Source organism: Blastococcus sp. SYSU DS0828 (genome assembly GCF_054050975.1).
This window is the reverse complement of the sequence record NZ_JBJHAK010000005.1, coordinates 17297-40773: the sequence shown is the minus strand read 5'-3', so window position 1 is coordinate 40773 and position 23477 is coordinate 17297. Positions and strand designations below refer to the sequence as shown.

Genomic DNA, 23477 nt, shown 5'->3' with positions numbered 1-23477 from the left:
AAGTGTCCGTTCTGGAGATCCGCGACCTGCACGTCAGCGTGGGCGAGGGTGACGACGCCAAGGAGATCCTCCGCGGCGTCGACCTGACCGTCCGCTCGGGCGAGACCCACGCCATCATGGGCCCCAACGGGTCGGGCAAGTCGACCCTGGCCTACTCGATCGCCGGCCACCCCAAGTACACGATCACCGGGGGCACCGTCACCCTCGACGGCGAGGACGTCCTCGAGATGAGCGTGGACGAGCGCGCCCGCGCCGGCCTGTTCCTCGCCATGCAGTACCCGGTCGAGGTCCCCGGCGTCTCGGTGTCGAACTTCCTGCGCACCGCCGCCACCGCCATCAAGGGCGAGGCGCCGAAGCTGCGCACCTGGGTCAAGGACGTCAAGACCGAGATGTCCGGCCTGGAGATGGACCCGGCGTTCGCCGAGCGCAACGTCAACGAGGGCTTCTCCGGCGGTGAGAAGAAGCGCCACGAGATCCTGCAGATGCGGCTGCTCAAGCCCGCCATCGCGATCCTCGACGAGACCGACTCCGGGCTCGACGTCGACGCGCTGCGCGTCGTCTCCGAGGGCGTCAACCGCAGCCGCGAGGACAGCGACGTCGGCGTCCTGCTCATCACGCACTACACGCGCATCCTGAAGTACATCAAGCCCGACTTCGTGCACGTCTTCGTCGCCGGCAAGGTCGTCGACGAGGGTGGCCCGGAGCTCGCCGCCAAGCTCGAGGACGAGGGCTACGCGTCCTACGTCAAGGGCACCCCGGAGGTCGCATCCGCATGACCCAGCTCGTCTCGCGTCCCGGAGGGGCGCAGCAGGCGCCTCTTCCGCTGGACGTCGAGGCGATCCGGGCGGACTTCCCGATCCTGACGCGCACCGTCCGGGACGGGAAGCGGCTGGTCTACCTCGACTCCGGGGCGACCTCGCAGAAGCCGCGCCAGGTGCTCGACGCCGAGCGCTGGTTCTACGAGAACGTCAACGCCGCGCCGCACCGGGGGGCCCACCAGCTCGCCGAGGAGGCGACCGCGGCGTACGAGGAGGCCCGGGCGAAGATCGGCGCCTTCATCGGGGCCCCCGAGAACGAGATCGTCTTCACGCGGAACACCACCGAGGCGATCAACCTGGTGGCCTACGCGCTCTCCAACGCCGCGACGGCGAAGGAGCCGGAGTTCCGCACCTACGCGGTGGGCCAGGGCGACGAGATCGTGGTCACCGAGATGGAGCACCACGCCGACCTGATCCCGTGGCAGCAGCTGTGCGAGCGCACCGGGGCGACCCTGCGCTGGCTGGGCCTCACCGACGACGGCCGGCTGGACCTCTCGGACCTCGGCACGGTGGTCAACGAGCGCACCAAGCTGGTCGCCGTCACCCAGCAGTCGAACATCCTCGGCACGATCAACCCGCTCGAGGGGATCGTCGCCCGGGCCCACGAGGTCGGCGCCCTGGTGCTGGTCGACGGGGCCCAGTCGGTGCCGCACCAGCCGGTCGACGTGCAGACGCTGGGCGCGGACTTCCTCGTGTTCTCCGGTCACAAGATGCTCGGGCCCACCGGCGTCGGCGTCCTCTGGGGCCGCTACGAGGTGCTCGACAAGCTGCCGCCGTTCCTCACCGGCGGCTCGATGATCGAGGTCGTGCGGATGGAGGGCAGCACCTTCATGCCGCCGCCGCAGCGCTTCGAGGCCGGCGTGCCCATGACCGCGCAGGTGGTCGGGCTCGGCGCGGCCGTCGACTACCTGCAGCACCTGGGCATGGACAAGGTCGAGGAGCACGAGAAGGCGCTCACCGGCTACGCGCTGGCCAGGCTGGCCGAGGTCCCCGGCGTCACCGTGATCGGCCCGCCGGACACCGTCGCCCGCGGGGGAGCGATCTCCTTCACCGTCGAGGGCATCCACCCGCACGACGTCGGCCAGGTGCTCGACGACCTCGGCATCGCCGTTCGGGTGGGGCACCACTGCGCCTGGCCGGTGGTGCGGCGCTACGGCGTGCCGGCCACCACCCGCGCGACGTTCTACGTGCACACCGGCTACGACGACATCGACGCACTCGCCGACGGCATCCGGGAAGCACAGCGCTTCTTCGGTGTTGCACCCTCTGGAGACAGTGAGGGAGCAGCGAGCTGATGCAGCTGGAGTCGATGTACCAGGAGATCATCCTGGACCACTACAAGAACCCGCACGGACGCGGTCTGCGTGACCCGTTCGACGCCGAGGTACACCACGTCAACCCGACCTGCGGTGACGAGGTGACCCTGCGCGTGCGGCTCGACGGCGACACGGTCGCCGACGTGTCCTACGAGGGCATGGGCTGCTCGATCAGCCAGGCATCGGTCTCGGCCATGCACGACCTGGTCGTCGGCAAGCGCGTGACCGAGGCGCTGGAGACCGGCGAGCACTTCATGACCCTGATGCAGGCCAAGGGCGACCCGGCCGTCGCCGAGAAGCTCGAGGACGAGCTGGAGGACGCCGTCGCGTTCGCCGGCGTCTCCAAGTACCCGGCGCGGATCAAGTGCGCGCTGATGAGCTGGATGGCCCTGAAGGACGCCTCGGCGCGGGCGATGTCCGCGACCACGACCCCGGCTGGAGGCCAGGCATGAGCGAGACCACCGAGAACGCCACACCCGCGACCGACGGAGCGCCCGGCGACCTGCCGGCCTACAAGTCGGCGCTGCTCGAGGACCTCGAGGAGGCGATGCGTGACGTCGTCGACCCCGAGCTCGGCGTCAACGTCGTCGACCTCGGCCTCGTCTACGGGCTCGACGTCGACGACAGCAACGGTGACTCCAGCGTCGCGATCATCGACATGACGCTGACCAGCGCGGCCTGCCCGCTGACCGACGTCATCGAGGACCAGGCGCGCCAGGCGCTCACCGGTGGCCCCGGCCCCGGCCTGGTCGACGACATCCGGATCAACTGGGTCTGGATGCCGCCGTGGGGCCCGGACAAGATCACCGACGACGGCCGCGAGCAGCTGCGCGCCCTGGGTTTCCGGGTCTAGAAGGACCCCTTCGCCCCCCACCCCTCGCGCGCTCGGGGCGGGCCCCTGCGAAGGGGTCGCCCGTTCGTCACCTGAGGTCGGTGAGACGGGTGGCGAAGAACGGCACGGGATGCCGTTCGCGCAGGGATCCCACCGCGAGCAGGAAGCTGCCCACGGCGAGGGCCACCCCCAGGGGCCAGGGCAGCGCCGGCACCGCGAGGCCGACCGCGACGGCGAGCGCGGCGCCGGCGCCCACGGTCAGCGGCGTGCGCACCCCGCTGCGGGCGCCGAGGACCATGAGTGCTGCCGCGGCGACGAGCACCCCGACCGCGCGCGACCCGTCCGGCGCGACCACGGCGATCGCCGTCGAGGGCACCACGGCGGCCAGGAGGCCGGGGCCCCATGCCGGCCACGAGCGGCCGTGGGTCAGCCGCGGCCCCGCCGCCAGCAGCAACCCGGCGGCCGCCGACAGCGAGTACCACTCCACGGCGGAGAGGTCCGCAGCACCCGCGGCCACCCAGACCGCGGCGACCAGCTGCCCGGCCCCGACCCGCCAGGCCACCGGCGTGCGCGCCGGCGGATCGTCCCCGGTGGGCGAGGTGCCCCCGGTCCCGGCCGGCACGGGCACCGCAGTGGGGTGCACCGGCTCCGGGCGCCGCCCGGTCCGCCAGGCCCACCACAGGGTGAACAGCCCCTGGGCCGCCAGGTGGGCGGCCAGGACCGGCCGGTCGCCGGCCGCCAGCGGCACGAGCACCGCCGCCCCCGCGCACACCGCGGCCACCCGAACCGTGGGCCGGCGGCTAGCGGCCGCCAGCCCGGCGCCGACCGTCATCGCCACCCCGTAGAGGGCAGTGAGCAGAACGGCGGCCACCGGCGCGGTCAGCGCATCGGCCGGCAGGGCCAGCAGCACCGAGCCAGCCAGGCACCCGACGGTGGTGGGCAGGGCGACCGGGCGGTCGTCCCCGCGACGGACGGCGACGAGCGCCGTCGGCAGCGCGGTCAGCAGCAGCAGGACCGACAGGGCCGCCCACGCCTCCCCGGCCACCAGGCGCAGCACGCACAGCACCGCGGTCACGACGCCACCGGCCACCGCCGCGGGCAGCAGCAGGTCTCGCCGCCAGCCGTGCAGCGTGGATGCGGCGAGGTTCGCGGTGACCACCCCGCCGTAGGCGGTGAGCGTGGTGGCTACGACGCCCCACGAGGAGAACGCACCCGCGACCGCCGCTCCGGCCACCGCACCGGCGACGACGGGAACCGCCCGGGGCGGTCCGAGGAGGCGCTCCAGCGGAGCGCGGAGCCGGGCGAGGAGCAGGCCGCCCGCGGCCCCGACGACGAGCGCGGCGGTGAGCCACTGCCGCGTCCCGGCGGCGTGCCAGACCTCGGTGGTTCCGGCGACCACGCCGAACAGCCACCACGGGGCGGTGGTGACCAGCGCGATCCGCGCCACGGCGGGACGGGCGGCGGCGGTGGTCCCCAGGCCCACCAGCGCCACGGTGAGACAGGCGTCGGTGCGCGGGCCGTCGGCGAGGCCGCCGAGGGCCCCGAGCACGGCCAGCTGCAGCGTGGCCCAGGCCGCCACCGGCCAGGCCGCCGTGGACGGGGCGAGGAACCGCAGCGCCAGGAACGCCGCGGTCAGCCCCCCGCCGACCGCGGTGGACGGCGCGAGGACGCCGCCGGCCGGTGCGAGGGCGGCCAGCGACAATCCCGCGGCAGTGGCCGCCAGGCTCTCCTCGGAGCTGCGCAGCCGCTCGCGGGCGGCGCGGACCGAGCCGGCGGCGGCGGCCGCGGCGAGCGCCAGGAGCAGCCCGCGCACCGCCCAGCCGCCGGAGGCCGAGGCCACCGCGGCGCCGGCGGTCACCAGGAGGACCGCCCCGACGCCCAGCAGCACCTGCGGGGGGCGGGCGCGGTAGGCGAGCGGGGACGTGCCGACCGGCCGCGTCATGGCCGCCTCCTCCCTCCGCCCGGGTGCCGTCCCACCGTGGAGCTGTGCCCGTGCCGGGCAGCCCGTCAACCCGCGGGCTGCCGCTCCGCCAGGGTCAGGGACACCGTCTCGGTCGAGCCGTCGCCGCGCACCACGGACAGCTCCAGGGTGTCACCGGGGTCGTGGGCCCGGACGACGGAGACGAACTCCTCGGCGCCGCGCAGGGGTTCGCCGTCCGCCTCGGTGAGGACGTCCCCGGGGCTCAGCCGGGCCGCGGCCGCCGGCCCGTCGGGGGCGACCTCGGCGACGACCACGCCGCTGGTCCGCGGGGTCCCGAGCTGCTCGGCGATCCGCTCGGTGAGCGTGACCGGGACCAGGCCGGCGAAGGCGTGGCTCACGGTCCCGTCCTCGAGCAGCTGCTCCACCACGTCCACGACGGTCGCGGCAGGGATGGCGAACCCGAGCGCCACCGCACCGGTCGAGGGCGGCAGGTAGGCCTCGTTGATCCCGACGACCTCGCCGTCGGCGTTGGCCAGGGCCCCGCCGCTGCTCCCCGGGCTGATCGCCGCGTCGGTCTGGATCAGGTCGACCAGCGGCAGCTGCGCGCCGCTGGTCCCGGCGGGGATGTCGCGGTGGAGCCCGGAGATCACCCCGGTGGTGATCGTGTTCTCGAAGCCCAGCGGGCTGCCGATCGCCACGGCCGGTTCCCCGGGCGCGGGCAGCTCCTCCTGGAACGTGGCGGCGGGCAGGTCGTCGCGGTCGGCGCGGAGCAGCGCGAGATCGGAGACCGGGTCGGCGGCCAGGACGGCGGCCCGGCCGCGCCGGCCGTCGGCGAAGGCGATCTCCACCTCCTGCTGGTCGGCGACGACGTGGGCGTTGGTGACGATCAGCCCCTCGTCGCTGTAGACCACGCCGCTCCCCAGGCCGGGACCGGAGAGGATCGTGACCACGCTGGCCTCGAGGACCTCGACGACCCCGGTGGCGTCGGTGAGGCTGGTCACCGCCCCGGAGCCGCCCCCCGTTCCCGGGGCGGCGCCGGCCGGCGGTTCCTCCCCGTCACCGGTGCAGGCCGCCAGCGCGAGCAGCGTCGCCAGCAGGACCGCCGGCAGGGCGCGCGGGCGGCGTGGGGGAGTAGCGGTCATGGCGGTCCCTGCGGAAGGGGCTGTCGTCTGCCCTGTCTCGGATCGGGGTGCGGGTGCGGGCGGGTGCAGCAGCCCTTTTGCCGAACCTAGGCGCAAGTCCCGGTCCCGACCACCGCAGCCGACGGGGGTGGGCCGTGACGAGGCCCGGCCGCTGCGCGGGGGTCCTACACTGGGAGCAGTGATCACGACGACCGGCCTGGAGCTGCGCGCCGGCGCCCGCATCCTCATCAGCGAGGCCAACCTGCGCGTGCAGCCCGGTGACCGCATCGGCCTGGTCGGGCGCAACGGAGCGGGCAAGACCACCACCCTGACCACCCTGGCCGGTGAGCGGCTCCCGCACGCCGGGAAGGTCGAGGTCAGCGGTGAGATCGGCTACCTGCCGCAGGACCCGCGCAGCGGTGATCTCGACATCACCGCCAGCGACCGGGTGCTCTCCGGCCGCGGGCTCGACGTCCTGCGCAACCAGATGGTGAAGGCGCAGGTCGCGATGGCCGAGCCGGCCGACGACGCCGAGCAGGACAAGGCCGTCCGCCGGTACGGGCGCCTCGAGGACCAGTTCGCCGCCCTGGGGGGCTACGCCGCGGAGAGCGACGCGGCGCGCATCTGCACCAACCTGGGCCTGCCCGACCGGGTGCTGGCCCAGCCGCTGCGCACCCTCTCCGGTGGCCAGCGCCGGCGCGTGGAGCTGGCCCGGATCCTCTTCTCCGACGCCGAGACGCTGCTGCTCGACGAGCCCACCAACCACCTCGACGGCGACTCGATCACCTGGCTCAAGGGGTTCCTCTCCAGCCACCGGGGTGGACTGATCGTCATCAGCCACGACGTCGAGCTGCTCGACGCCGTCGTCAACAAGGTGTGGCACCTGGACGCCAACCGGGCGACCGTCGACGTCTACAACCTCGGCTGGAAGCCCTACCTTGCCCAGCGGGAGACCGACGAGCGCCGGCGCAAGCAGGAGCGGGCCAACACCGAGCGGAAGATCGACACCCTCAACGCGCAGGCCGACAAGATGCGCGCCAAGGCGACGAAGGCCAAGGCCGCCAAGAGCATGGACAAGCGCGCCGAGCGGCTGGCCGCAGGCCTGGCCGACGTGCGGGTGCAGGACAAGGTCGCGAAGCTGCGCTTCCCGACGCCGGCCGCGTGCGGGAAGACGCCGCTCACCGCCGAGGGGCTGTCCAAGAGCTACGGCTCGCTGGAGATCTTCACCGACGTCGACCTGGCGGTGGACCGCGGAGCCCGCGTGGTCGTGCTGGGGCTCAACGGCGCGGGCAAGACCACGCTGCTGCGGATGCTGGCCGGCACCGAGGTGCCCGACACCGGCGAGGTCAAGGCCGGGCACGGGCTGCGCGTGGGTTACTACGCGCAGGAGCACGAGACCCTGGACATGGACCGCACGCTGCTGGAGAACATGCGCTCCGCGGCACCGGACAGCACGGACACCGAGCTGCGCCGCATCCTCGGCGCCTTCCTGTTCTCGGGGGAGACGGTCGACCAGCGCACCGGCACGCTCTCCGGCGGTGAGCGGACCCGGCTGGCGATGGCGACGCTCGTCGTCTCCGGCGCGAACGTGCTGCTGCTCGACGAGCCGACCAACAACCTCGACCCGGCCAGCCGCGAGCAGGTGCTCGACGCGCTGCGCACGTACGCCGGGGCGATCGTGCTGGTCACCCACGACGAGGGCGCGGTGCGGGCGCTGAGCCCCGACAAGGTGATCCTGCTGCCCGACGGCACCGAGGACACCTGGAGCGAGGACTTCGCCGACCTGGTCGAGCTCGCGTAGCTGATCGTCGGCCTCCGGCCGACACTGCGGCCACGCGCCGTCCCCCGCTGCGACGAGCGAGTCCCCGGCGCTCGTCGGGGGACCTCCGGCCCCCGCTCCTCGCGCCGCCTCGCGGGGCGGCTCCCGCTGGCACCGCGACCAGGTGCCGTCGCTCTCCGGGTGCCCCCGTCCGCACCGTCCCTCGGGAACCCTCCGGGCCCCGCTCGGGACGACACAGGTTCACCTGGCCGACACCTGGGGTGTGGGTGATCATGGGGTGGCGGGAGCCGTGGTCGACGGGACGGCGGCACCACGGCGACAGCCAACACACGGGCCGCCGCGCGAGCCGGCACTGCCGGCGCCGGGAGACCGGTGGCCGACACGGAGGGGAGCCATGGCCGACACCAGCACGTCCGACCTCGGCAAGGGCAAGCGGATCACCGGCGGGGACCGGTCGACGCTCGCCGACGAGCTGCGCAAGCGCTACGACGAGGGCGAGAGCATCCGGTCGCTGGCCACCTCGACGAACCGGTCCTACGGGTTCGTGCACCGCCTGCTGTCGGAGTCCGGGGCCTCGCTGCGCAGCCGCGGTGGGGCCAACCGGAATAGTAAGAAGAGTGAGTGAGCCCGCGAACGAACCAGTAGGCACAGCACCAGACCCCACCAGTTCCGCCGCCACGCCCGGCTGGGTGCGGACGAGCCGTGAGGGCGCCGTCCTCACGGTCACGCTGGACCGCCCGGACCAGCTGAACGCGCAGACGCCGGAGACCTGGTCGGCGCTGGCCGACGTCGGGGCCGCGCTCGACGAGGACGTCCGCGTCGTCGTCGTGCGCGGCTCGGGACGGGCCTTCTCGGCGGGCCTGGACCGCAGCATGTTCGACACCGGCTCCACCACCGGTGGGGGGCTCGGCGAGCTCGTCCGGTTGCCGGTGGAGGAGGCGCAGGAGCGGATCCGGTCCTACCAGGCCGGCTTCCGCTGGCTCCGCTCGCCGGGGATCGTCTCGGTCGCCGCGGTGCAGGGCCACGCCATCGGCGCCGGCGCCCAGCTCGCGCTCGCCTGCGACCTGCGGGTGTTCACCGACGACGCGCAGCTCCGGTTGCCCGAGGTGACCCTCGGCCTCGTCCCGGACCTGACCGGTACCAGCACGCTGGTGGAGCTCGTCGGCTACTCGCGCGCGCTGGAGCTGTGCATGACCGGCCGGGCCGTGGGCGCCGCCGAGGCGCAGGCGATCGGCCTGGCGACCGTGGTGGTGCCGCGGGTGGAGCTGGACGCAGCGGTCGCCGACCTGACCGCGGCCCTGGTGGCCCCGCCCGTCGGGGCCAGCCGGGCGACGGCCGCGCTGGTGCGGTCCGCCGTCCGCAACGACTTCGCCAGCCAGGACGCCGCCGAGCGCGCCGCCCAGGTACAGCGGCTGCACGATCTGGCCGGCGGTCGCTGACGGACTCCCAGGAACAAGCGCGGTCGCGTCCCGGTTGCAGGAGCCGCCGGGGCGCGACCGGCGGGCGTCGGGAGGTGCGGTGGACATGAGCAGCCCCATGACGTCGATGGCCGCCATGCGGTCGTTCAAGCGCGACCCCTCGGTCACCGCCCGGCAGCTGCCGAAGGGGACCGTCCGGCGCATCATCGGCATCGCCCGGCCCTACCGGCGCGAGCTGACCCTCTTCCTGCTGCTGGTGGTCGGGTCGTCGGTCATCGGCGTCGTCACGCCGCTGCTGGCCGGCGACATCGTCAACCGGATCGCCGACCTCGAGGGCACCGCGGGCGGCATCGTCCGGATCGCGCTGGTCATCGCCGGCCTGGCGGTCGTCGACGCCGCCATCTCCCTGGGCACGCGCTGGTACTCCGCGCGCATCGGCGAGGGCGTCATCTACGACCTGCGCAGCCGGGTCTTCGAGCACGTCCAGCGGATGCCGGTCGCCTTCTTCACCCGCACGCAGACCGGCGCGCTGGTCAGCCGGCTGAACAACGACGTCGTCGGCGCGCAGCAGGCGTTCACCTCGACCCTGTCGGGCGTGGTCTCCAACGTCATCGGGCTGGTGCTCACCGCGGGCGTCATGCTGACGCTCTCGTGGCAGATCACGCTGCTGTCGCTGGCGCTGGTGCCGCTGTTCGTCCTGCCCGCGCGCCGCATCGGCCGCCGGCTGCAGGAGATCACCCGGGAGTCCTACGCGCTCAACGCCTCGATGAACGCCACGATGACCGAGCGCTTCAACGTCGCCGGCGCGCTCCTGGTGAAGCTCTTCGGCCGGCCCGCCGCCGAGGCCGAGTCGTTCCGCGGGCGGGCCGCCCGGGTCCGCGACATCGGCGTCCTGTCGGCCATGTACGGGCGCACCTTCTTCACCGCGCTGACGCTCGTGGCGGCCCTGGCGACCGCGCTGGTGTACGGCCTCGGCGGCTGGCTGGCGTTCACCGGCTCGCTGAGCCCCGGCGCGGTCGTCGCCCTGGCGCTGCTGCTGTCCCGGCTCTACGGGCCGCTGACGGCGCTGGCCAACGTCCGGGTCGACGTGATGAGCGCGATGGTCAGCTTCGACCGGGTCTTCGAGGTGCTCGACCTCCCGCCGATGATCCGCGAGGCGCCCGACGCCGTGCCCGTGCCGGCCGAGGACCGCTCCATCGAGTTCGAGCACGTCTCCTTCAGCTACCCGGCCGGCGCCGACGTCTCGCTGCCGTCGCTGGAGGAGGTGTCGCTGCCCGAGCACGGGGGGCCGGTCGACGTCCTCCACGACGTCTCCTTCCGGGTCGCCCCCGGCCAGCTGGTCGCCCTGGTCGGCCACTCGGGGGCCGGGAAGTCGACGATCGCCCACCTCGTCCCGCGGCTGTACGACGCGACCGGTGGCACCGTCCGCGTCGGCGGCGTGGACGTGCGGCGGGCGACGCTCTCCTCCCTGCGCGACGCGATCGGCGTCGTCAGCCAGGACGCGCACCTGTTCCACGACACCATCGGCGCCAACCTGCGCTACGCCCGGCCGGAGGCCACCGACGAGCAGCTGTGGGAGGCGCTCACCGGGGCCCGCATCGCCGACCTGGTGCGCTCGCTGCCCCAAGGGTTGGAGACGGTGGTCGGTGACCGCGGCTACCGCCTCTCGGGCGGGGAGAAGCAGCGGCTGGCCATCGCCCGCGTGCTGCTGAAGGCGCCCGGCATCGTGATCCTCGACGAGGCGACCGCACACCTGGACAGCGAGTCCGAGGCCGCGGTGCAGCACGCCCTCGACACCGCGCTGGCCGGCCGGACGTCGCTGGTCATCGCGCACCGGCTGTCGACGATCCGCAGCGCCGACCAGATCCTCGTCGTCGACGAGGGTCGGATCGTGGAGGCGGGCACGCACCAGGAGCTGCTGGCGCGCGACGGCCGGTACGCCGACCTGCACCGCACCCAGTTCGCGCAGCAGGAGCCGCGGTCCGTCGTCGTCGGGTGACCGGATCCGGGTGCGATCGATCGCTCTGCGCGCATGCTCGTGCACGCCCTGTGGCAGGCGCTCGGGCGCGTGCCGGTGGTGGTCGATCTGACGGCGGGTCACTGCGGCGAGCGTCGAACGGGAGTGGCTCCCGGACCACTAGCGTCACTCCTGTCCCAGGCGGCCGCAGCCCGGGACACGTGGCCGGGCTGGCGCGGCCACGCGGAACCACAGCAGGCGTCGGGACGTGCCGACGAACGCCAGCGAGGAGGAGACGTGACCGCAGCGCACCCGCAGGACGCTCAGATCCAGGCGCTCTACGCGGAGTTCATCGACGGCTGGAACCGGCGCAGCGGCGCGGCGGTGGCGGCCGGGTTCGCCGACGACGGCGACATCATCGGGTTCGACGGCAGCCACCACCGGGGCCGGCTGTCGATCGCGGCAGACCTGCGGCAGGTGTTCACCTCGCAGCAGACGCCCGCCTACGTGGCGGTCGTCCGCTCGGTCCGCCCGGTCGGGGAGGGCGTGGCGATGCTGACCGCCCACGCGGGCATGATCCCCGCGGGTGCCGGCGACCTCGATCCGGAGCTGAACGCCGTCCACACCATGATCGCCGTCGACGACGGGCGCGGCCGCTGGCGCATCTCGCTGTTCCAGGTCACCCCGGCGGCGTGGCCTCAGCACCCCGAGGCGCGGGAGGCGCTGACCGACGAACTGCGGGGCCTGCTCATCCCGCAGTGACCGCGGGTCAGTCGACGGTGGCGTCCACGGAGACGAGATCCTCCTGGTCCACCCGCGCCTTGCCGCCCGCGCGGGCGACGTCGGCGATCACCCCGCCGGACACCGAGAGGGCGACGTCCATCGCGGCCGGCGGGCCGATCGCGAGGAAGTCGTAGGGGGCGGTCAGCGGCTGCCCGTCGATGCGCAGGGCGCCGGGGGAGCCGGTCACCGCGCTGGACGCGACGACCCGCACGTCGTCGACCTGCAGCACCTCCGCCCCGGCGCCGCGGAGCTCCTGGATGGCGCCGAGGATCACCGAGGTCGGGACCGCGCCGCCGGGGTCCTGGATGGTCAGCCGCACCCCGGGGCCGCGCGCCGGGAGCGTGCCCGCCAGGATGCCGATGGCCTCCGCCCGTGACCGCGCCTCCGCCAGTGCGCTGCCGGACTCCTCCTGCCCGCTGCCCAGGTCCTCGAGGGTCTGCCGCGTCTCTGCGATCTGCTGGCGCAGCGTCGCCTCCCGGGCGCCGAGCTCGTCCAGGATCACCACGAGGTCGGCCTCCCGGCGCACGTCCTGGTCGCCGGGCTCCGCCGTGCTGCGGATCTGGACGGTGAGCGCGAAGCCGAGTGCGACGGCGAGGGCAGCGGTGGTCGCCACGGCGACCGGTCGGCTCCACGAGCGCGTCGGGGGTGAATCTCCAGTAGAGGTTGAGGTGGATCCGGAACGCGCCCCGGCGTCGCCGGTCGGCGGGGTCGCGTCGTCGGGGGCGGGCGGTGCCGCGTCGTCGGGATGCCCCTCCGGTGCCGGGCTGTCCCCGGCCCCCGCTCCGTCCTTGACGCGGTGCCGGGCCTCGGTGCCGGCCCGGTCCTCGGGTCCGGTCCGGCGCTCGGCGCCGACCTCGTCCTCGGCACCCGCGCCGTCCTCGGCGCGGGCCTCGTCCGCGGCAGGGGTGGGAGGTGCGGGGGTGGGATCGGCCCCGGGTGGCGCATCGCTCCGTTCGTCGCCGTCCATCGGCCCCACAGTAGGTCAGCCGCGGGCCGGCTCTCGGTAGCTGGGCGAGCGCCCCGACCCGGGCGCCGCCTCGGAGCGCAGCAGCGGCAGGGTGCGCCAGGGCACCAGGCAGGTCAGCGCCACCACGCTCGTCGACCGGACGACCGAGGTCGAGCGGTTCAGCTGCACCAGGATCTCCTGCAGCGCCTCGTGGGAGGCGGCGGCCACGCGGCAGATCACGTCGCCGCTGCCGGTGGTGGCGTGGGCCTCGAGGATCCCGGGGATCGCCTCGAGGTCCCGGTGCACCGCGTCGAGCGCCCCCTGTGCGATCTCGAGGGTCACGAAGGCCTGCACGCCGAACCCGGCGGCGGCCACGTCCACGTCCGGGCCGAAACCGGTGACCACCCCCGCTGCTTCCAGTCGCTGTAACCGCGCCGTGGCCGTGGCGCGCGCGACGCCGACGACCCGGGCGATCTCCAGCAGCCCGGCGCGCGGGTGGTCGTGCAGCGCCTCCAGCAGCGCGACGTCGAGGGTGTCCAGTTCACGGGGCCGGCTCATCGTGCCTCCTTCACGTCGACAGCTGTGCAGTCTGCACAGCAGCAGGTGCCCAGAGCCAGTCCGAGCGAGCAGCCAGCGCAGTCGCAGGGTGCTTGCTTGCGCAGCAGGGCCGGGTCGGTGTGGTGTGACACGGGACACGGGACACGCGAACGGACGAGGAGGAGGCGCGATGACGCTCGAGCAGGTGCTCAACGACGAGGAACGGCTCGCAGGCCTGGACCTGCCGCAGCTGCAGCAGCTGGTCGGCCTGGTGGAGTACGACCCCTCCGGGGATCCCTTCCCGGTCACCGGCTGGGACGGGCTGGTGTGGGTCGTGGGCAACGCCGTGCAGACGGCGCACTTCTTCCAGTCGGCGTTCGGCATGCAGCTGGTCGCCTACTCCGGCCCCGAGACGGGGAACCGGGACCACCACGCCTTCGTGCTCACCTCGGGGGCCGCGCGGTTCGTCGTCCAGGGGGCCTACGACCCGGCGAGCCCGCTGGCCGACCACCACCGTCTGCACGGCGACGGCATCGTCGACATCGCCCTCGCCGTCCCCGACGTCGACCGCTGCATCGCGCACGCCCGGGCCCAGGGCGCCACGGTGCTCGAGGAGCCGCACGACGTGAGCGACGAGCACGGCACCGTGCGCCTGGCGTCCCTCGCGGCCTATGGCGACACCCGGCACACCCTGGTCGACCGGTCCCGGTACGCCGGGGCCTACCTGCCCGGTTACGTGGCGCGGACGTCGTCCTTCGTGAAGCGCCCCGGAGCGCCGAAGCGGCTGTTCCAGGCCGTCGACCACGTCGTCGGCAACGTCGAGCTCGGGGCGATGGACCAGTGGGTGGACTTCTACAACCGGGTCATGGGGTTCACGAACATGGCCGAGTTCATCGGCGACGACATCGCGACCGACTACTCCGCGCTGATGAGCAAGGTGGTCGCCAACGGCAACCACCGGGTCAAGTTCCCGCTCAACGAGCCGGCGATCGCGAGGAAGAAGTCGCAGATCGACGAGTACCTGGAGTTCTACCGGGGCCCTGGCGCGCAGCACGTCGCCCTGGCGACCAACGACATCCTGGCCACGGTCGACGCGATGACCGCCGAGGGTGTGGAGTTCCTGGCCACGCCGGACTCCTACTACGAGGATCCGGAGCTCCGTGCGCGGATCGGGACGGTGCGGGTGCCGATCGAGGAGCTGCAGCGGCGCGGCATCCTGGTGGACCGCGACGAGGACGGCTACCTGCTGCAGATCTTCACCAAGCCGACCGGTGACCGGCCCACGGTCTTCTTCGAGCTCATCGAGCGGCACGGCTCGCTGGGCTTCGGGAAGGGCAACTTCAAGGCGCTCTTCGAGGCGATCGAGCGGGAGCAGGAGCGCCGCGGCAACTTCTGAGGAGGGGGCTCCCGGCGGGGCATACTGCCGTCGTTCCGGCCGGGACCCCACGCGACCCCGGGCCGCTCCTCCTGGCCGCGGTGGCCGGCGCCGCCCACGTGGTCGTCGGCTACTTCTACCTGGCGAGCGGGCTGGTCGTCCCGAGGTACGCGCTGCTCCCGCTGTGGGTGCTCTGGCTGCTGCCCGCGGTGCTGCTGGCCCGGCTCGCAACCACCCGATACTGGTGGACACCGCTCGTGCCGGTGGGGGCTGCGGCGCTGCTCGTCCTGGCGGTGGTCGCCGGTGACCAGTTCCTCGGCTGGCAGGCCTGAGCCGGAGACGGGGAGACGCCGGGGCTCAGTCGCCCGGGCCGGCGGGGCTCGGTCCGGTGGTCGCGCGCTGCTCGTCGGCGTGGGTGCGGAGGGCGTGCAGCACCGCACGGTTCACCACCACGTAGATCGCCAGGAGGAACAGGCCGACGACGACCAGGTACAGGGCGAGAATGATCAGCGACGTCACCGGCGTCAGGCTATCGGCCGGCCGGGCCCGTCCGGGAGCGCCGCGTCGTAGCGGTCGAGGAGCACGGCGGCGATGCGGTTGTCGGGCAGGAGGGGCGCCGTGATCGCGTCCGCGCCGGCCCGGGCCAGCTTGTCGTGGAAGTGGCCCGGCGCGAGGAGGTAGGAGGCGATGACCACCTGCTCCGCCCCGGCCTTCCGGGCGCCGGCCACCGCGTCGGGGACCGGTGGCTGCGCGGCGGAGCCGTAGCCGGTCGTCACGGGCCCGGCCCACGACGCCTGGAGGAGGGCGGCCGTGCGCTCGACGTCGGCCACCGACCGGGAGTCGCTGGACCCGGCGGCGGCCAGGACGACCGCGGTCGACGGGTCGGCCGGGTCGGCGCCCGACTCGACCAGCCGGGCGAGCAGCACCTCGGCCAGCCGGGGGTCGGGCCCCAGCGGCCGGGCGGCGACGGCCGACTCCGCGGCGGCGACGGCGCCGGCGATGTCGACGTGCACGTGATAGCCGCCGGAGAGCAGCAGCGGGACGACGACGGCGGGGCGACCGGCGGCCGCCAGCTCGGCGACCACGTCCACGACCGTCGGGGGCTGCACGTCGACGAACGCCGCGGTGGTGACCAGGCCGGGACGAAGCCGGCGCGCGGCCAGCGCCAGCTCGGCGATCAGCCGGCGGCCGGTGGGGTTGCGGGTGCCGTGGGCGCAGGCCACCAGGACGGGCACCTGCGACTGTGCGCTCATCGGGGTGTCCGGACCGGGGATGGCCCGATGAGCACACATGTGCGGTGGTCGGGTGCGATCACAGCGCGCGGGTGACGCCGCCGTCGACGGCGATCATCGTCCCGGTCAGGTAGGAGGCGGCGGGGGAGAGGGCGAACGCCGCCACCCGGCCGAACTCCTCCGGTCGCCCGACCCGGCGGAGGGGGATCGAGGCCTCGGTCCGGGCCCGCATGGCGGCGGGATCCGGGGATGCCGCTTCGATCTCGGTGATCCGGTCGGTGGCGATGGTCCCCGGCATCAGCCCGACCACGCGGATCCCCTTCGGCCCGAGTTCGTCGGCCAGCGCCTTGGCCGTCATGGCCAGACCCGGGCGCAGGCCGTTCGAGATGGCCAGGTGGCCGATCGGCTGCCGGACCGACGTGGAGAGGACGAACCCGATGCACGCCCCCTCGGCCAGGTGCGGGACCAGCGCCCTGACCAGCCGCAGCGGACCGAGGAGGACGTTCTCCACCCCGGCCCGCCAGTCGGCCTCCGTCGTCTCCAGCACCTGCCCCCGGGCCGGCCCGCCGACGGAGATCAGCGCGCCGTCGACCCGCCCCAGCCGCTCGAGCGCCGAGGAGACGAGGTGCTCGGCGGTGTCCGGGTCGGCGAGGTCGGCCGGGACGCCGGATGCCGCCGTCCCCAGGGCGGAGACGGCGGCGTCGACGGAGTCGGCGGAGCGGGAGCTGACCAGCACCCGGGCCCCGTCGTCGACGAGGGCCCGGGCGGTCGCGAACCCCAGCCCCCGGCTCGCGCCGGTGAGCAGGTATCCGCGACCGCCCAGGCCCAGGTCCATCAGGCGGCAGAGCCCCGCAGCGACCGCAGGACGTACTGCATGATCCCGCCGTTGCGGTAGTAGTTCGCCTCGCCGGGGGTGTCGATGCGGACGCGGGCGTCGAACTCCACGTCCCCCGCCTTCACCTTCACCGTGCGCGGGATCTCGCCGTCGTTGAGGGCGGTGATCCCGGTGATGGTGAACTCCTCGTCGCCGGTCAGGCCGAGTGACTCGCGGTTCTGGCCCTCGGGGAACTGCAGCGGCAGCACGCCCATGCCGATGAGGTTCGAGCGGTGGATGCGCTCGTAGCTCTCGGCGATGACGGCCTTGACGCCGAGCAGCGCGGTGCCCTTGGCGGCCCAGTCGCGCGACGAGCCCGAGCCGTACTCCTTGCCGGCCAGCACGACCAGCGGGATGCCGGCGTCGATGTAGGCGCGGGAGGCGTCGTAGATCGTCGTCGTCTCGCCGGTCAGGTGGTTCTTGGTGACGCCACCCTCGGTGCCCGGCACCAGCTGGTTGCGCAGCCGGATGTTGGCGAACGTGCCGCGGATCATCACCTCGTGGTTCCCGCGGCGCGAGCCGTAGGAGTTGAAGTCGCGGCGGTCCACACCGTGCTCGCGCAGGTACTTCCCGGCGGGGGAGTCGGCCTTGATCGAACCGGCCGGCGAGATGTGGTCGGTGGTCACCGAGTCACCGAGCACCGCCAGGGTGCGCGCGCCGGCGATGTCCTCGACCGGGGCGGGCTCGGCCGGCATGCCGTCGAAGTACGGAGGACGCCGGACGTAGGTGCTGTCCTCGGCCCACTCGAAGGTGTCGCCGGTCGGGGTGGGCAGGTTCTGCCACTGCTCGGTGCCGGCGAACACGTCCTCGTAGCTGCGGCCGAACTGCTCGGCGGACACCGCGTGGTCGATGACCCGCTGGACCTCCTGCGGGGAGGGCCAGATGTCGCGCAGGAAGACGTCGTTGCCGTCGGCGTCGGTGCCCAGGGGGTCGTTGTTCAGGTCGACGTCCATGGAGCCGGCCAGGGCGTAGGCGATGACCAGCGGCGGCGAGGCCAGGTAGTTCATCTTGACGTCGGGGTTGATCCGGCCCTCGAAGTTCCGGTTGCCCGAGAGCACCGAGACCACGGCGAGGTCGGCCTCGTTGACCGCCTGGCTCACCGGCTCCGGGAGCGGGCCGGAGTTGCCGATGCAGGTCGTGCAGCCGTAGCCGACCAGGTAGAAGCCCAGCTTCTCCAGGTACGGGGTGAGCTCGGCCTTCTCGTAGTAGTCCATGACGACCTTGGACCCGGGGGCCAGCGTCGTCTTCACCCACGGCTTGCTGGTCAGCCCGCGCTCGACGGCGTTCTTCGCCAGCAGCGCGGCGCCGATCATCACCTGTGGGTTGGAGGTGTTGGTGCACGAGGTGATCGCGGCGATCACGACGTGCCCGTGGTCGACGTAGGTCTCCGTGCCGTCCTCCATGACCACCCGGGTGGGCTTGGACGGGCGGTCCGGGACGCGGTCGGGGATGACCTGGTGGTTCGGCTTGCCGGCCTCCCCGTTGCCGTGCGCGAACGGGCTGACCGGGTCGGAGGCCGGGAAGGACTCGGCCGAGGCCTCGTCGGCCGCCGACTCGACGCCGTAAGGCTGCTCGTGACCGGGAACGCCGGGCTTGCGGTCCTCGCCGCCCGTCTCGTCGTCGGCCACGTAGTCGGCCAGCGACGTGCGGAACGCCGGCTTCGCCTCGGTGATCGCCACCCGGTCCTGCGGGCGCTTGGGCCCGGCGATCGACGGGACGACGGTGGCGAGGTCCAGCTCGAGGTACTCGGAGAAGGCCGGCTCGCGCGACGGGTCGTGCCAGAGGCCCTGCTCCTTGGCGTAGGCCTCGACGAGCTTGACCTGCTCCTCGGAGCGGCCGGTCAGCTTCAGGTAGGTGATGGTCTCCTGGTCGATGGGGAACATCGCCGCGGTGGAGCCGAACTCCGGGCTCATGTTGCCGATCGTGGCGCGGTTGGCCAGCGGCACCGCCGAGACGCCCTCCCCGTAGAACTCGACGAACTTCCCGACCACACCGTGCTCACGCAGCATCTCGGTGATGGTGAGCACGAGGTCGGTGGCGGTGGCGCCGTCCGGGAGCTGGCCGGAGAGCTTGAAGCCGACCACGCGCGGGATGAGCATCGAAACCGGCTGGCCGAGCATCGCGGCCTCGGCCTCGATGCCGCCGACGCCCCAGCCCAGCACGCCCAGGCCGTTGACCATCGTGGTGTGCGAGTCGGTGCCGACGCAAGTGTCGGGGTAGGCGATGACGCGGTCGCCCTCGGGGCGCGGGAAGACGACCCGGGCCAGGTGCTCGATGTTGACCTGGTGGACGATGCCGGTGCCCGGGGGGACGACCTTGAAGTCGCTGAAGGCGCCCTGGCCCCAGCGCAGGAACTGGTAGCGCTCGCCGTTGCGCTCGTACTCGATCTCGACGTTGCGCTGGAACGAGTCCTCGGTGCCGAAGATGTCGGCGATCACCGAGTGGTCGATGACCAGCTCGGCCGGGGCGAGCGGGTTGATCTTCTGCGGGTCGCCGCCCAGCTCCGCCATCGCCTCGCGCATGGTGGCGAGGTCGACGATGCAGGGGACACCGGTGAAGTCCTGCATGACCACGCGGGCCGGGGTGAACTGGATCTCCTGGTCGGGCTCGGCCGACGGGTCCCAGTTGGCGATCGCCCGGATGTGGTCGGCGGTGATGTCCGCGCCGTCCTCGGTGCGCAGCAGGTTCTCGAGAAGGATCTTCAGGCTGAAGGGCAGCTTCTCCGCGCCCTCCACCGCGTCGAGCCGGTAGATGTCGTACTCGGTGCCGTCGACGTCGAGCGTCGCCCGGGCTCCGAAGCTGTCCTTGCTGGCTGCCACTGCTCTGCGCCTACCCCTCGTGGTTCATCGCGCTTCGTTGACCACCCCCGATCATCCCAGTTCGTAGCCGGGACCACCGAGTCAGGCGACCCTTCCCTCACCCCGTGACCCGCGTCACGGTCGGCGAAACACCGGCGGCCGCTGCTGGGGGAACGGGCCGCGACTGCGTCCCTCCCGCCGCTACCGCCGCAGCGGCCCCACCGAACCCGGGCGGACGGCGTGCCGTTCGCGGCCGCCTGCTCCCGGCCGGTCCGCGCGATTAGCGTGCCGCGCCATGACCGCGGTCGACCCAGCAGCACCCGCCCTCGCGGCGGCCCCGACAGCGGTGCCGACGACCGCGGTCGCCGGGGCCTCGGGCCGCGCCCGCCTGGTCGCCGCCGTTCTCTGGGCGGGCCTGCTGCTGGCGTTCGTGCTCACCTGCGCCGTGCGCGGCCTGCCCACCGACCGCGTGGTCCTCCTGGGCTGGGTGCTGGCCGGGCTGGCCGTCACCTCGGTCACCCAGGGCTGGCGCCGCCTGGTGCGGCTGCTGGTGGACTGGCTGCCGCTGGTTGCGGTGCTGCTGGCGTACGACGCGACCCGGGGGCTGGCCGACGGGCTCGGCATGCCGGTGCACGTCCGTGAGGTGGCCGACGCGGACCGGTGGCTGACCGGCGGGGTGCTGCCCACCGTGTGGCTGCAGGAGCACGTGCAGGCCGACTGGTGGAAGGCCCTGGCGACGCTGGTCTACAGCAGCCACTTCGTCCTCACCCCCGTGGTCCTGGCGGTGCTGTGGCTGCGCGACCGCGAGCGCTGGGTGCGCTGCGCCCGCCTGGTCGTGGCGCTGTCCCTCGCCGGGCTCGTGACCTACGTCCTCTACCCGGCCGCCCCGCCCTGGCTGGCCGCCAAGCAGGGGGTGATCGAGCCGGTCGAGCGGATCAGCAGCGCCGGCTGGGCCGTCCTCGGGTTGCCCCGCGCCGGGGTGCTGCTGGACACCGGCCAGGGGCAGGTCAACCTCGTCGCCGCGGTCCCCTCGTTGCACACCGCCTTCGCCGTCCTCATGTGCGTCGTGCTGATGTCCTCGGCCCAGCACGCCTGGCAGCGGTCCGGCCTGGTGGCCTACGCCGTGCTCATGCCGGTGGTCCTGGTGTGGTCCGGGGAGCACTACGTCGTCGACACGCTCCTCGGGGCCGCCTACGCCTGCGCCGTCGTGCTGCTGGCGCCCCCGGCCGGGCGGCTGGTGCGCGCGGGCGCCGGTCGTGCGGCCCTACCGTTGCGGGCGTGACCGACGTCGTCCCCGAACCCCTGCCCGGCTGGCTGACCGCCGCCTCCCGGATCACCGTCCTCACCGGCGCGGGCATCTCCACCGACAGCGGCATCCCCGACTACCGGGGCCCGAACGGCGTCTGGACGCGCGATCCGGACGCGGAGAAGCTGGTGACGCTGTCGTACTACGTGGCCGATCCCGACATCCGGCGCCGGGCCTGGCTGATGCGGCGGGACATGGGCGCGCTCGACGTGCGCCCCAACGCCGGGCACGCTGCGCTGGTCGACCTCGAGCGGCAGGGCCGGCTGCGCACCCTGGTCACCCAGAACGTCGACGGGCTGCACCAGGCGGCGGGCTCGGACCCGGCCCGGGTGGTGGAAATCCACGGCACCGTCCACGAGGTCGAGTGCCTGGGCTGCCGCGAACGCACGACGATGCAGGAGGCGCTGGACCGGGTGGCCGCGGGGGAGGCCGATCCGCCCTGCCGGTCGTGCGGCGGCATCCTGAAGTCGGCGACGATCAGCTTCGGGCAGCTGCTGGAGCCGGCGGTGGTCGACGCCGCGGTGGCGGCCGCCGGTGACTGCGACGTGTTCCTCGCGGTCGGGACCTCGCTGCAGGTGCACCCGGCGGCGGGGCTGGTCGACGTCGCCGTGCGGCACGGGGCCCGCGTGGTGGTGGTCAACGCGGAGCCCACGCCGTACGACGACGTCGCCGATCTCGTCGTCCGCGAGCCGATCGGGACGGCGCTGCCGAGGCTGGTCGCGGCCGGCTGACGGCGTCCTCCCTCGCGGTGCACGGTGCGGGAGGACGCTCCACGATCAGGTCGCCTGATCGTCGACGGCGACCGCTCGTCGTCCTCCCTGCCGACGGATAACGTGACGGGGACCACGTTGGACCGGCCGGCCTGCTCCGGCCCTGCACCCCGGGAGCCGGCATGCGCGTGCCCCTCACCAGTCGCGACTTCCTCGACCGCGCCGAGCTGGTCTACGGCGACCGCGTCGGCATCGTCGACGAGCCGGCGCAGCCCGCGCCGTCGCTGGGCGAGGTCTCCTACCGCGAGGTGGCCCGGCGGGGCCGCGCCCTGCAGGCGGGGCTCGACGGGCTGGGCATCGCCGAGGGGGAGCGGGTGGCGATCGTCAGCCACAACGCCGCCCGCCTGCTCGAGGTGCTGCTGGCGGTGCCGTCGTCGGGCCGGGTCGCGGTGCCGATCAACTTCCGGCTGCAGCCCGAGGAGGTCGAGTACATCGTCGGGCACTCCGGTGCGCGGGTGCTGCTGGTCGACCCGGAGCTGGAGACGTCGCTCAAGGGGGTGCGCGCCGAGCACCGGTTCGGCACGGGGGAGGAGTACGAGCAGCTGCTGCGCTTCGACCGCGAGCCGCGGCCGTGGTCGGAGCCGGACGAGGACGCGACGGCGACGATCAACTACACCAGCGGCACCACCGCCCGCCCCAAGGGTGTGCAGATGACCCACCGCAACATCTGGGTCAACGCGGTCACCTTCGGCATGCACATGCAGATCAGCGACCGCGACGTCTACATGCACACCCTGCCGATGTTCCACTGCAACGGCTGGGGCCTGCCGTACGCCATGGCCGGGGTCGGCGCCCGCCAGGTGGTGCTGCGGAAGGTCGACGGCGCCGAGATCCTGCGCCGGGTGGAGCAGCACGGCGTGACGATCATGGCCGGGGCCCCGGCGGTCTGGAACGCCGTCCTGGAGGCCGCCGCCGACTGGGACGGCGAGGTGCCCGGGCGCGACCGGGTGCGGATCATCGTCGCCGGGGCGCCGCCGCCGTCGCGGACGATCGCCCGCGTCGAGGCCGAGCTGGGCTGGGAGTTCAACCAGATCTACGGCCTGACCGAGACCGCGCCGCTGCTCACCATCAACCGGCCACGCGCCGAGTACGACGGGCTGGACCCCGAGGAGCGGGCCAAGCGGCTGTCGCGCGCCGGCGTGCCGTCGATCGGGACCCGGATGGCGGTGAGCGACAGCGGTGAGGTGCTGGCGCGCAGCAACACCGTGCTGGCCGGTTACTGGGAGAACCCCGACGCCTCGGCGGAGGCGCTCGAGGGCGGCTGGTTCCACACCGGGGACGGCGGCAGCATCGACGACGAGGGCTACGTCATCATCTCCGACCGCAAGAAGGACGTGATCATCACCGGCGGGGAGAACGTCTCCTCGATCGAGGTGGAGGACGTCGTCTTCAGCCACCCGGCGGTGGCCGAGGTCGCCGTCATCGGGATCCCCGACGACAAGTGGGGGGAGATGGTGACCGCGATCGTGGTGCTCGCCGAGGGGGAGCAGGCCACCGAGGCCGACATCATCGCCCACTGCAAGGCCCGGCTCGCGGGGTACAAGGCGCCGAAGCGGGTGGAGTTCCGCGACGAGCTGGCCCGCACCGCAACCGGCAAGATCCAGAAGTTCAAGCTGCGCGAGGACTTCTGGGCCGGTGCCGAGCGCCGGGTGAACTGAGCGCAACGCTCGGGCCCGCGCCGCGCGGGCCCGAG

At 73.5% G+C, this 23477-nt stretch carries 22 protein-coding genes; 14 read left to right on the top strand and 8 right to left on the bottom strand.

What is annotated here, in order from left to right; genetic code table 11:
• Window positions 1-2: 2 nt before the first annotated feature.
• Genes sufC through ACI79Q_RS05405 form a run of 4 tightly spaced genes read left to right on the top strand, consistent with a single transcriptional unit; the run spans window position 3 to window position 2987 of the window.
• Window positions 3-776 (top strand): Fe-S cluster assembly ATPase SufC, encoded by a 774-nt coding sequence (gene sufC, locus ACI79Q_RS05420; protein ID WP_456590344.1) that lies wholly within the window; start codon window positions 3-5, stop codon window positions 774-776.
• Window positions 773-2113: a cysteine desulfurase gene (locus ACI79Q_RS05415; RefSeq protein WP_456598831.1), complete on the top strand. Its 1341-nt coding sequence runs from the start codon at window positions 773-775 to the stop codon at window positions 2111-2113. The genes sufC and ACI79Q_RS05415 overlap by 4 nt, the downstream gene beginning before the upstream one ends.
• Entirely contained in the window at window positions 2113-2586 is a 474-nt protein-coding gene (sufU, locus tag ACI79Q_RS05410) for a Fe-S cluster assembly sulfur transfer protein SufU (RefSeq protein ID WP_456614336.1), read from the top strand. The genes ACI79Q_RS05415 and sufU overlap by 1 nt, the downstream gene beginning before the upstream one ends.
• Window positions 2583-2987: a metal-sulfur cluster assembly factor gene (locus tag ACI79Q_RS05405; RefSeq protein WP_269193641.1), complete on the top strand. Its 405-nt coding sequence runs from the start codon at window positions 2583-2585 to the stop codon at window positions 2985-2987. The genes sufU and ACI79Q_RS05405 overlap by 4 nt, the downstream gene beginning before the upstream one ends.
• 67 nt (window positions 2988-3054) lie before the next feature.
• Here the strand turns inward: ACI79Q_RS05405 and ACI79Q_RS05400 are convergent, their stop codons facing one another.
• A complete protein-coding gene (locus ACI79Q_RS05400) occupies window positions 3055-4908 on the bottom strand; it encodes an SCO7613 C-terminal domain-containing membrane protein (RefSeq protein ID WP_456614335.1) in 1854 nt (617 codons plus the stop codon).
• A gap of 65 nt (window positions 4909-4973) precedes the next feature.
• Window positions 4974-6029 (bottom strand): S1C family serine protease, encoded by a 1056-nt coding sequence (locus ACI79Q_RS05395; RefSeq protein WP_456614334.1) that lies wholly within the window; start codon window positions 6027-6029, stop codon window positions 4974-4976.
• A gap of 178 nt (window positions 6030-6207) precedes the next feature.
• On the opposite strand from ACI79Q_RS05395, the gene ACI79Q_RS05390 reads away from it, so the two are divergent.
• The 5 genes from ACI79Q_RS05390 (at window position 6208) to ACI79Q_RS05370 (ending at window position 11925) form a co-directional block, all read left to right on the top strand.
• Window positions 6208-7809, top strand: a complete 1602-nt coding sequence (locus ACI79Q_RS05390; protein WP_456612860.1) for an ABC-F family ATP-binding cassette domain-containing protein — start codon at window positions 6208-6210, stop codon at window positions 7807-7809.
• A gap of 373 nt (window positions 7810-8182) precedes the next feature.
• The gene (locus tag ACI79Q_RS05385; RefSeq protein WP_269193646.1) at window positions 8183-8413 is read left to right on the top strand and encodes a helix-turn-helix domain-containing protein; all 231 of its coding nucleotides are present in this window, start codon (window positions 8183-8185) and stop codon (window positions 8411-8413) included.
• A 64-nt stretch (window positions 8414-8477) separates the two neighbouring features.
• Complete coding sequence (locus ACI79Q_RS05380) at window positions 8478-9227, top strand: enoyl-CoA hydratase/isomerase family protein (RefSeq protein WP_456590350.1); 750 nt, start codon at window positions 8478-8480, stop codon at window positions 9225-9227.
• A gap of 85 nt (window positions 9228-9312) precedes the next feature.
• Window positions 9313-11205, top strand: coding sequence for an ABC transporter ATP-binding protein (locus ACI79Q_RS05375; protein ID WP_456590351.1), 1893 nt, complete (start codon window positions 9313-9315; stop codon window positions 11203-11205).
• A gap of 255 nt (window positions 11206-11460) precedes the next feature.
• Entirely contained in the window at window positions 11461-11925 is a 465-nt protein-coding gene (locus tag ACI79Q_RS05370) for an SgcJ/EcaC family oxidoreductase (protein WP_456590352.1), read from the top strand.
• A gap of 7 nt (window positions 11926-11932) precedes the next feature.
• On the opposite strand, the gene ACI79Q_RS05365 is transcribed toward ACI79Q_RS05370, so the two are convergent.
• Both ACI79Q_RS05365 and ACI79Q_RS05360 read right to left on the bottom strand, forming a co-directional pair.
• Window positions 11933-12913, bottom strand: a complete 981-nt coding sequence (locus ACI79Q_RS05365; protein WP_456614333.1) for a DUF881 domain-containing protein — start codon at window positions 12911-12913, stop codon at window positions 11933-11935.
• A gap of 15 nt (window positions 12914-12928) precedes the next feature.
• A complete protein-coding gene (locus tag ACI79Q_RS05360; RefSeq protein WP_456614332.1) occupies window positions 12929-13450 on the bottom strand; it encodes an Lrp/AsnC family transcriptional regulator in 522 nt (173 codons plus the stop codon).
• Window positions 13451-13619: 169 nt separating this feature from the next.
• On the opposite strand from ACI79Q_RS05360, the gene hppD reads away from it, so the two are divergent.
• Window positions 13620-14825: a 4-hydroxyphenylpyruvate dioxygenase gene (hppD, locus tag ACI79Q_RS05355; RefSeq protein WP_456590355.1), complete on the top strand. Its 1206-nt coding sequence runs from the start codon at window positions 13620-13622 to the stop codon at window positions 14823-14825.
• A gap of 80 nt (window positions 14826-14905) precedes the next feature.
• Window positions 14906-15136: a hypothetical protein gene (locus tag ACI79Q_RS05350; RefSeq protein WP_456614331.1), complete on the top strand. Its 231-nt coding sequence runs from the start codon at window positions 14906-14908 to the stop codon at window positions 15134-15136.
• 25 nt (window positions 15137-15161) lie between these two features.
• On the opposite strand, the gene ACI79Q_RS05345 is transcribed toward ACI79Q_RS05350, so the two are convergent.
• The 4 genes from ACI79Q_RS05345 to ACI79Q_RS05330 are packed head-to-tail and all read right to left on the bottom strand — an operon-like array spanning window position 15162 to window position 19729.
• Window positions 15162-15323, bottom strand: a complete 162-nt coding sequence (locus ACI79Q_RS05345; RefSeq protein ID WP_456590356.1) for a hypothetical protein — start codon at window positions 15321-15323, stop codon at window positions 15162-15164.
• Window positions 15324-15328: 5 nt separating this feature from the next.
• On the bottom strand, window positions 15329-16057 hold the full coding sequence (locus ACI79Q_RS05340) for a sirohydrochlorin chelatase (RefSeq protein WP_456614330.1): 729 nt from the start codon (window positions 16055-16057) through the stop codon (window positions 15329-15331).
• 58 nt (window positions 16058-16115) lie between these two features.
• Window positions 16116-16871, bottom strand: coding sequence for an SDR family oxidoreductase (locus ACI79Q_RS05335; protein ID WP_456590358.1), 756 nt, complete (start codon window positions 16869-16871; stop codon window positions 16116-16118).
• Window positions 16871-19729 carry an aconitate hydratase gene (locus tag ACI79Q_RS05330; RefSeq protein WP_456590359.1) on the bottom strand — a complete coding sequence of 953 codons (2859 nt, stop codon included), beginning with the start codon at window positions 19727-19729 and terminating at the stop codon, window positions 16871-16873. Before ACI79Q_RS05330 ends, ACI79Q_RS05335 begins: the two co-directional genes overlap by 1 nt.
• Window positions 19730-20003: 274 nt before the next feature.
• On the opposite strand from ACI79Q_RS05330, the gene ACI79Q_RS05325 reads away from it, so the two are divergent.
• The 3 genes from ACI79Q_RS05325 to ACI79Q_RS05315 all read left to right on the top strand — a co-directional run bounded on the left by ACI79Q_RS05325 (window position 20004) and on the right by ACI79Q_RS05315 (window position 23442).
• Window positions 20004-20990: a phosphatase PAP2 family protein gene (locus ACI79Q_RS05325; protein WP_456614329.1), complete on the top strand. Its 987-nt coding sequence runs from the start codon at window positions 20004-20006 to the stop codon at window positions 20988-20990.
• Window positions 20987-21745 carry an SIR2 family NAD-dependent protein deacylase gene (locus ACI79Q_RS05320; protein WP_456614328.1) on the top strand — a complete coding sequence of 253 codons (759 nt, stop codon included), beginning with the start codon at window positions 20987-20989 and terminating at the stop codon, window positions 21743-21745. The genes ACI79Q_RS05325 and ACI79Q_RS05320 overlap by 4 nt, the downstream gene beginning before the upstream one ends.
• A 161-nt stretch (window positions 21746-21906) precedes the next feature.
• A complete protein-coding gene (locus tag ACI79Q_RS05315) occupies window positions 21907-23442 on the top strand; it encodes an AMP-binding protein (protein WP_456590362.1) in 1536 nt (511 codons plus the stop codon).
• Window positions 23443-23477: the final 35 nt, after the last annotated feature.

Bases quoted from the DNA above. Each gene is read 5' to 3' on its own strand.
- ACI79Q_RS05375 (WP_456590351.1), top strand. From the start codon at position 9,313: ATGAGCAGCCCCATGACGTCGATGGCCGCCATGCGGTCGTTCAAGCGC.
- ACI79Q_RS05400 (WP_456614335.1), bottom strand. From the start codon at position 4,908: ATGACGCGGCCGGTCGGCACGTCCCCGCTCGCCTACCGCGCCCGCCCC.
- ACI79Q_RS05315 (WP_456590362.1), top strand. From the start codon at position 21,907: ATGCGCGTGCCCCTCACCAGTCGCGACTTCCTCGACCGCGCCGAGCTG.
- ACI79Q_RS05405 (WP_269193641.1), top strand. From the start codon at position 2,583: ATGAGCGAGACCACCGAGAACGCCACACCCGCGACCGACGGAGCGCCC.
- hppD (WP_456590355.1), top strand. From the start codon at position 13,620: ATGACGCTCGAGCAGGTGCTCAACGACGAGGAACGGCTCGCAGGCCTG.
- ACI79Q_RS05385 (WP_269193646.1), top strand. From the start codon at position 8,183: ATGGCCGACACCAGCACGTCCGACCTCGGCAAGGGCAAGCGGATCACC.
- ACI79Q_RS05325 (WP_456614329.1), top strand. From the start codon at position 20,004: ATGACCGCGGTCGACCCAGCAGCACCCGCCCTCGCGGCGGCCCCGACA.
- ACI79Q_RS05395 (WP_456614334.1), bottom strand. From the start codon at position 6,029: ATGACCGCTACTCCCCCACGCCGCCCGCGCGCCCTGCCGGCGGTCCTG.
- ACI79Q_RS05335 (WP_456590358.1), bottom strand. From the start codon at position 16,871: ATGGACCTGGGCCTGGGCGGTCGCGGATACCTGCTCACCGGCGCGAGC.
- ACI79Q_RS05340 (WP_456614330.1), bottom strand. From the start codon at position 16,057: ATGAGCGCACAGTCGCAGGTGCCCGTCCTGGTGGCCTGCGCCCACGGC.
- ACI79Q_RS05415 (WP_456598831.1), top strand. From the start codon at position 773: ATGACCCAGCTCGTCTCGCGTCCCGGAGGGGCGCAGCAGGCGCCTCTT.
- ACI79Q_RS05365 (WP_456614333.1), bottom strand. From the start codon at position 12,913: ATGGACGGCGACGAACGGAGCGATGCGCCACCCGGGGCCGATCCCACC.
- sufU (WP_456614336.1), top strand. From the start codon at position 2,113: ATGCAGCTGGAGTCGATGTACCAGGAGATCATCCTGGACCACTACAAG.
- ACI79Q_RS05360 (WP_456614332.1), bottom strand. From the start codon at position 13,450: ATGAGCCGGCCCCGTGAACTGGACACCCTCGACGTCGCGCTGCTGGAG.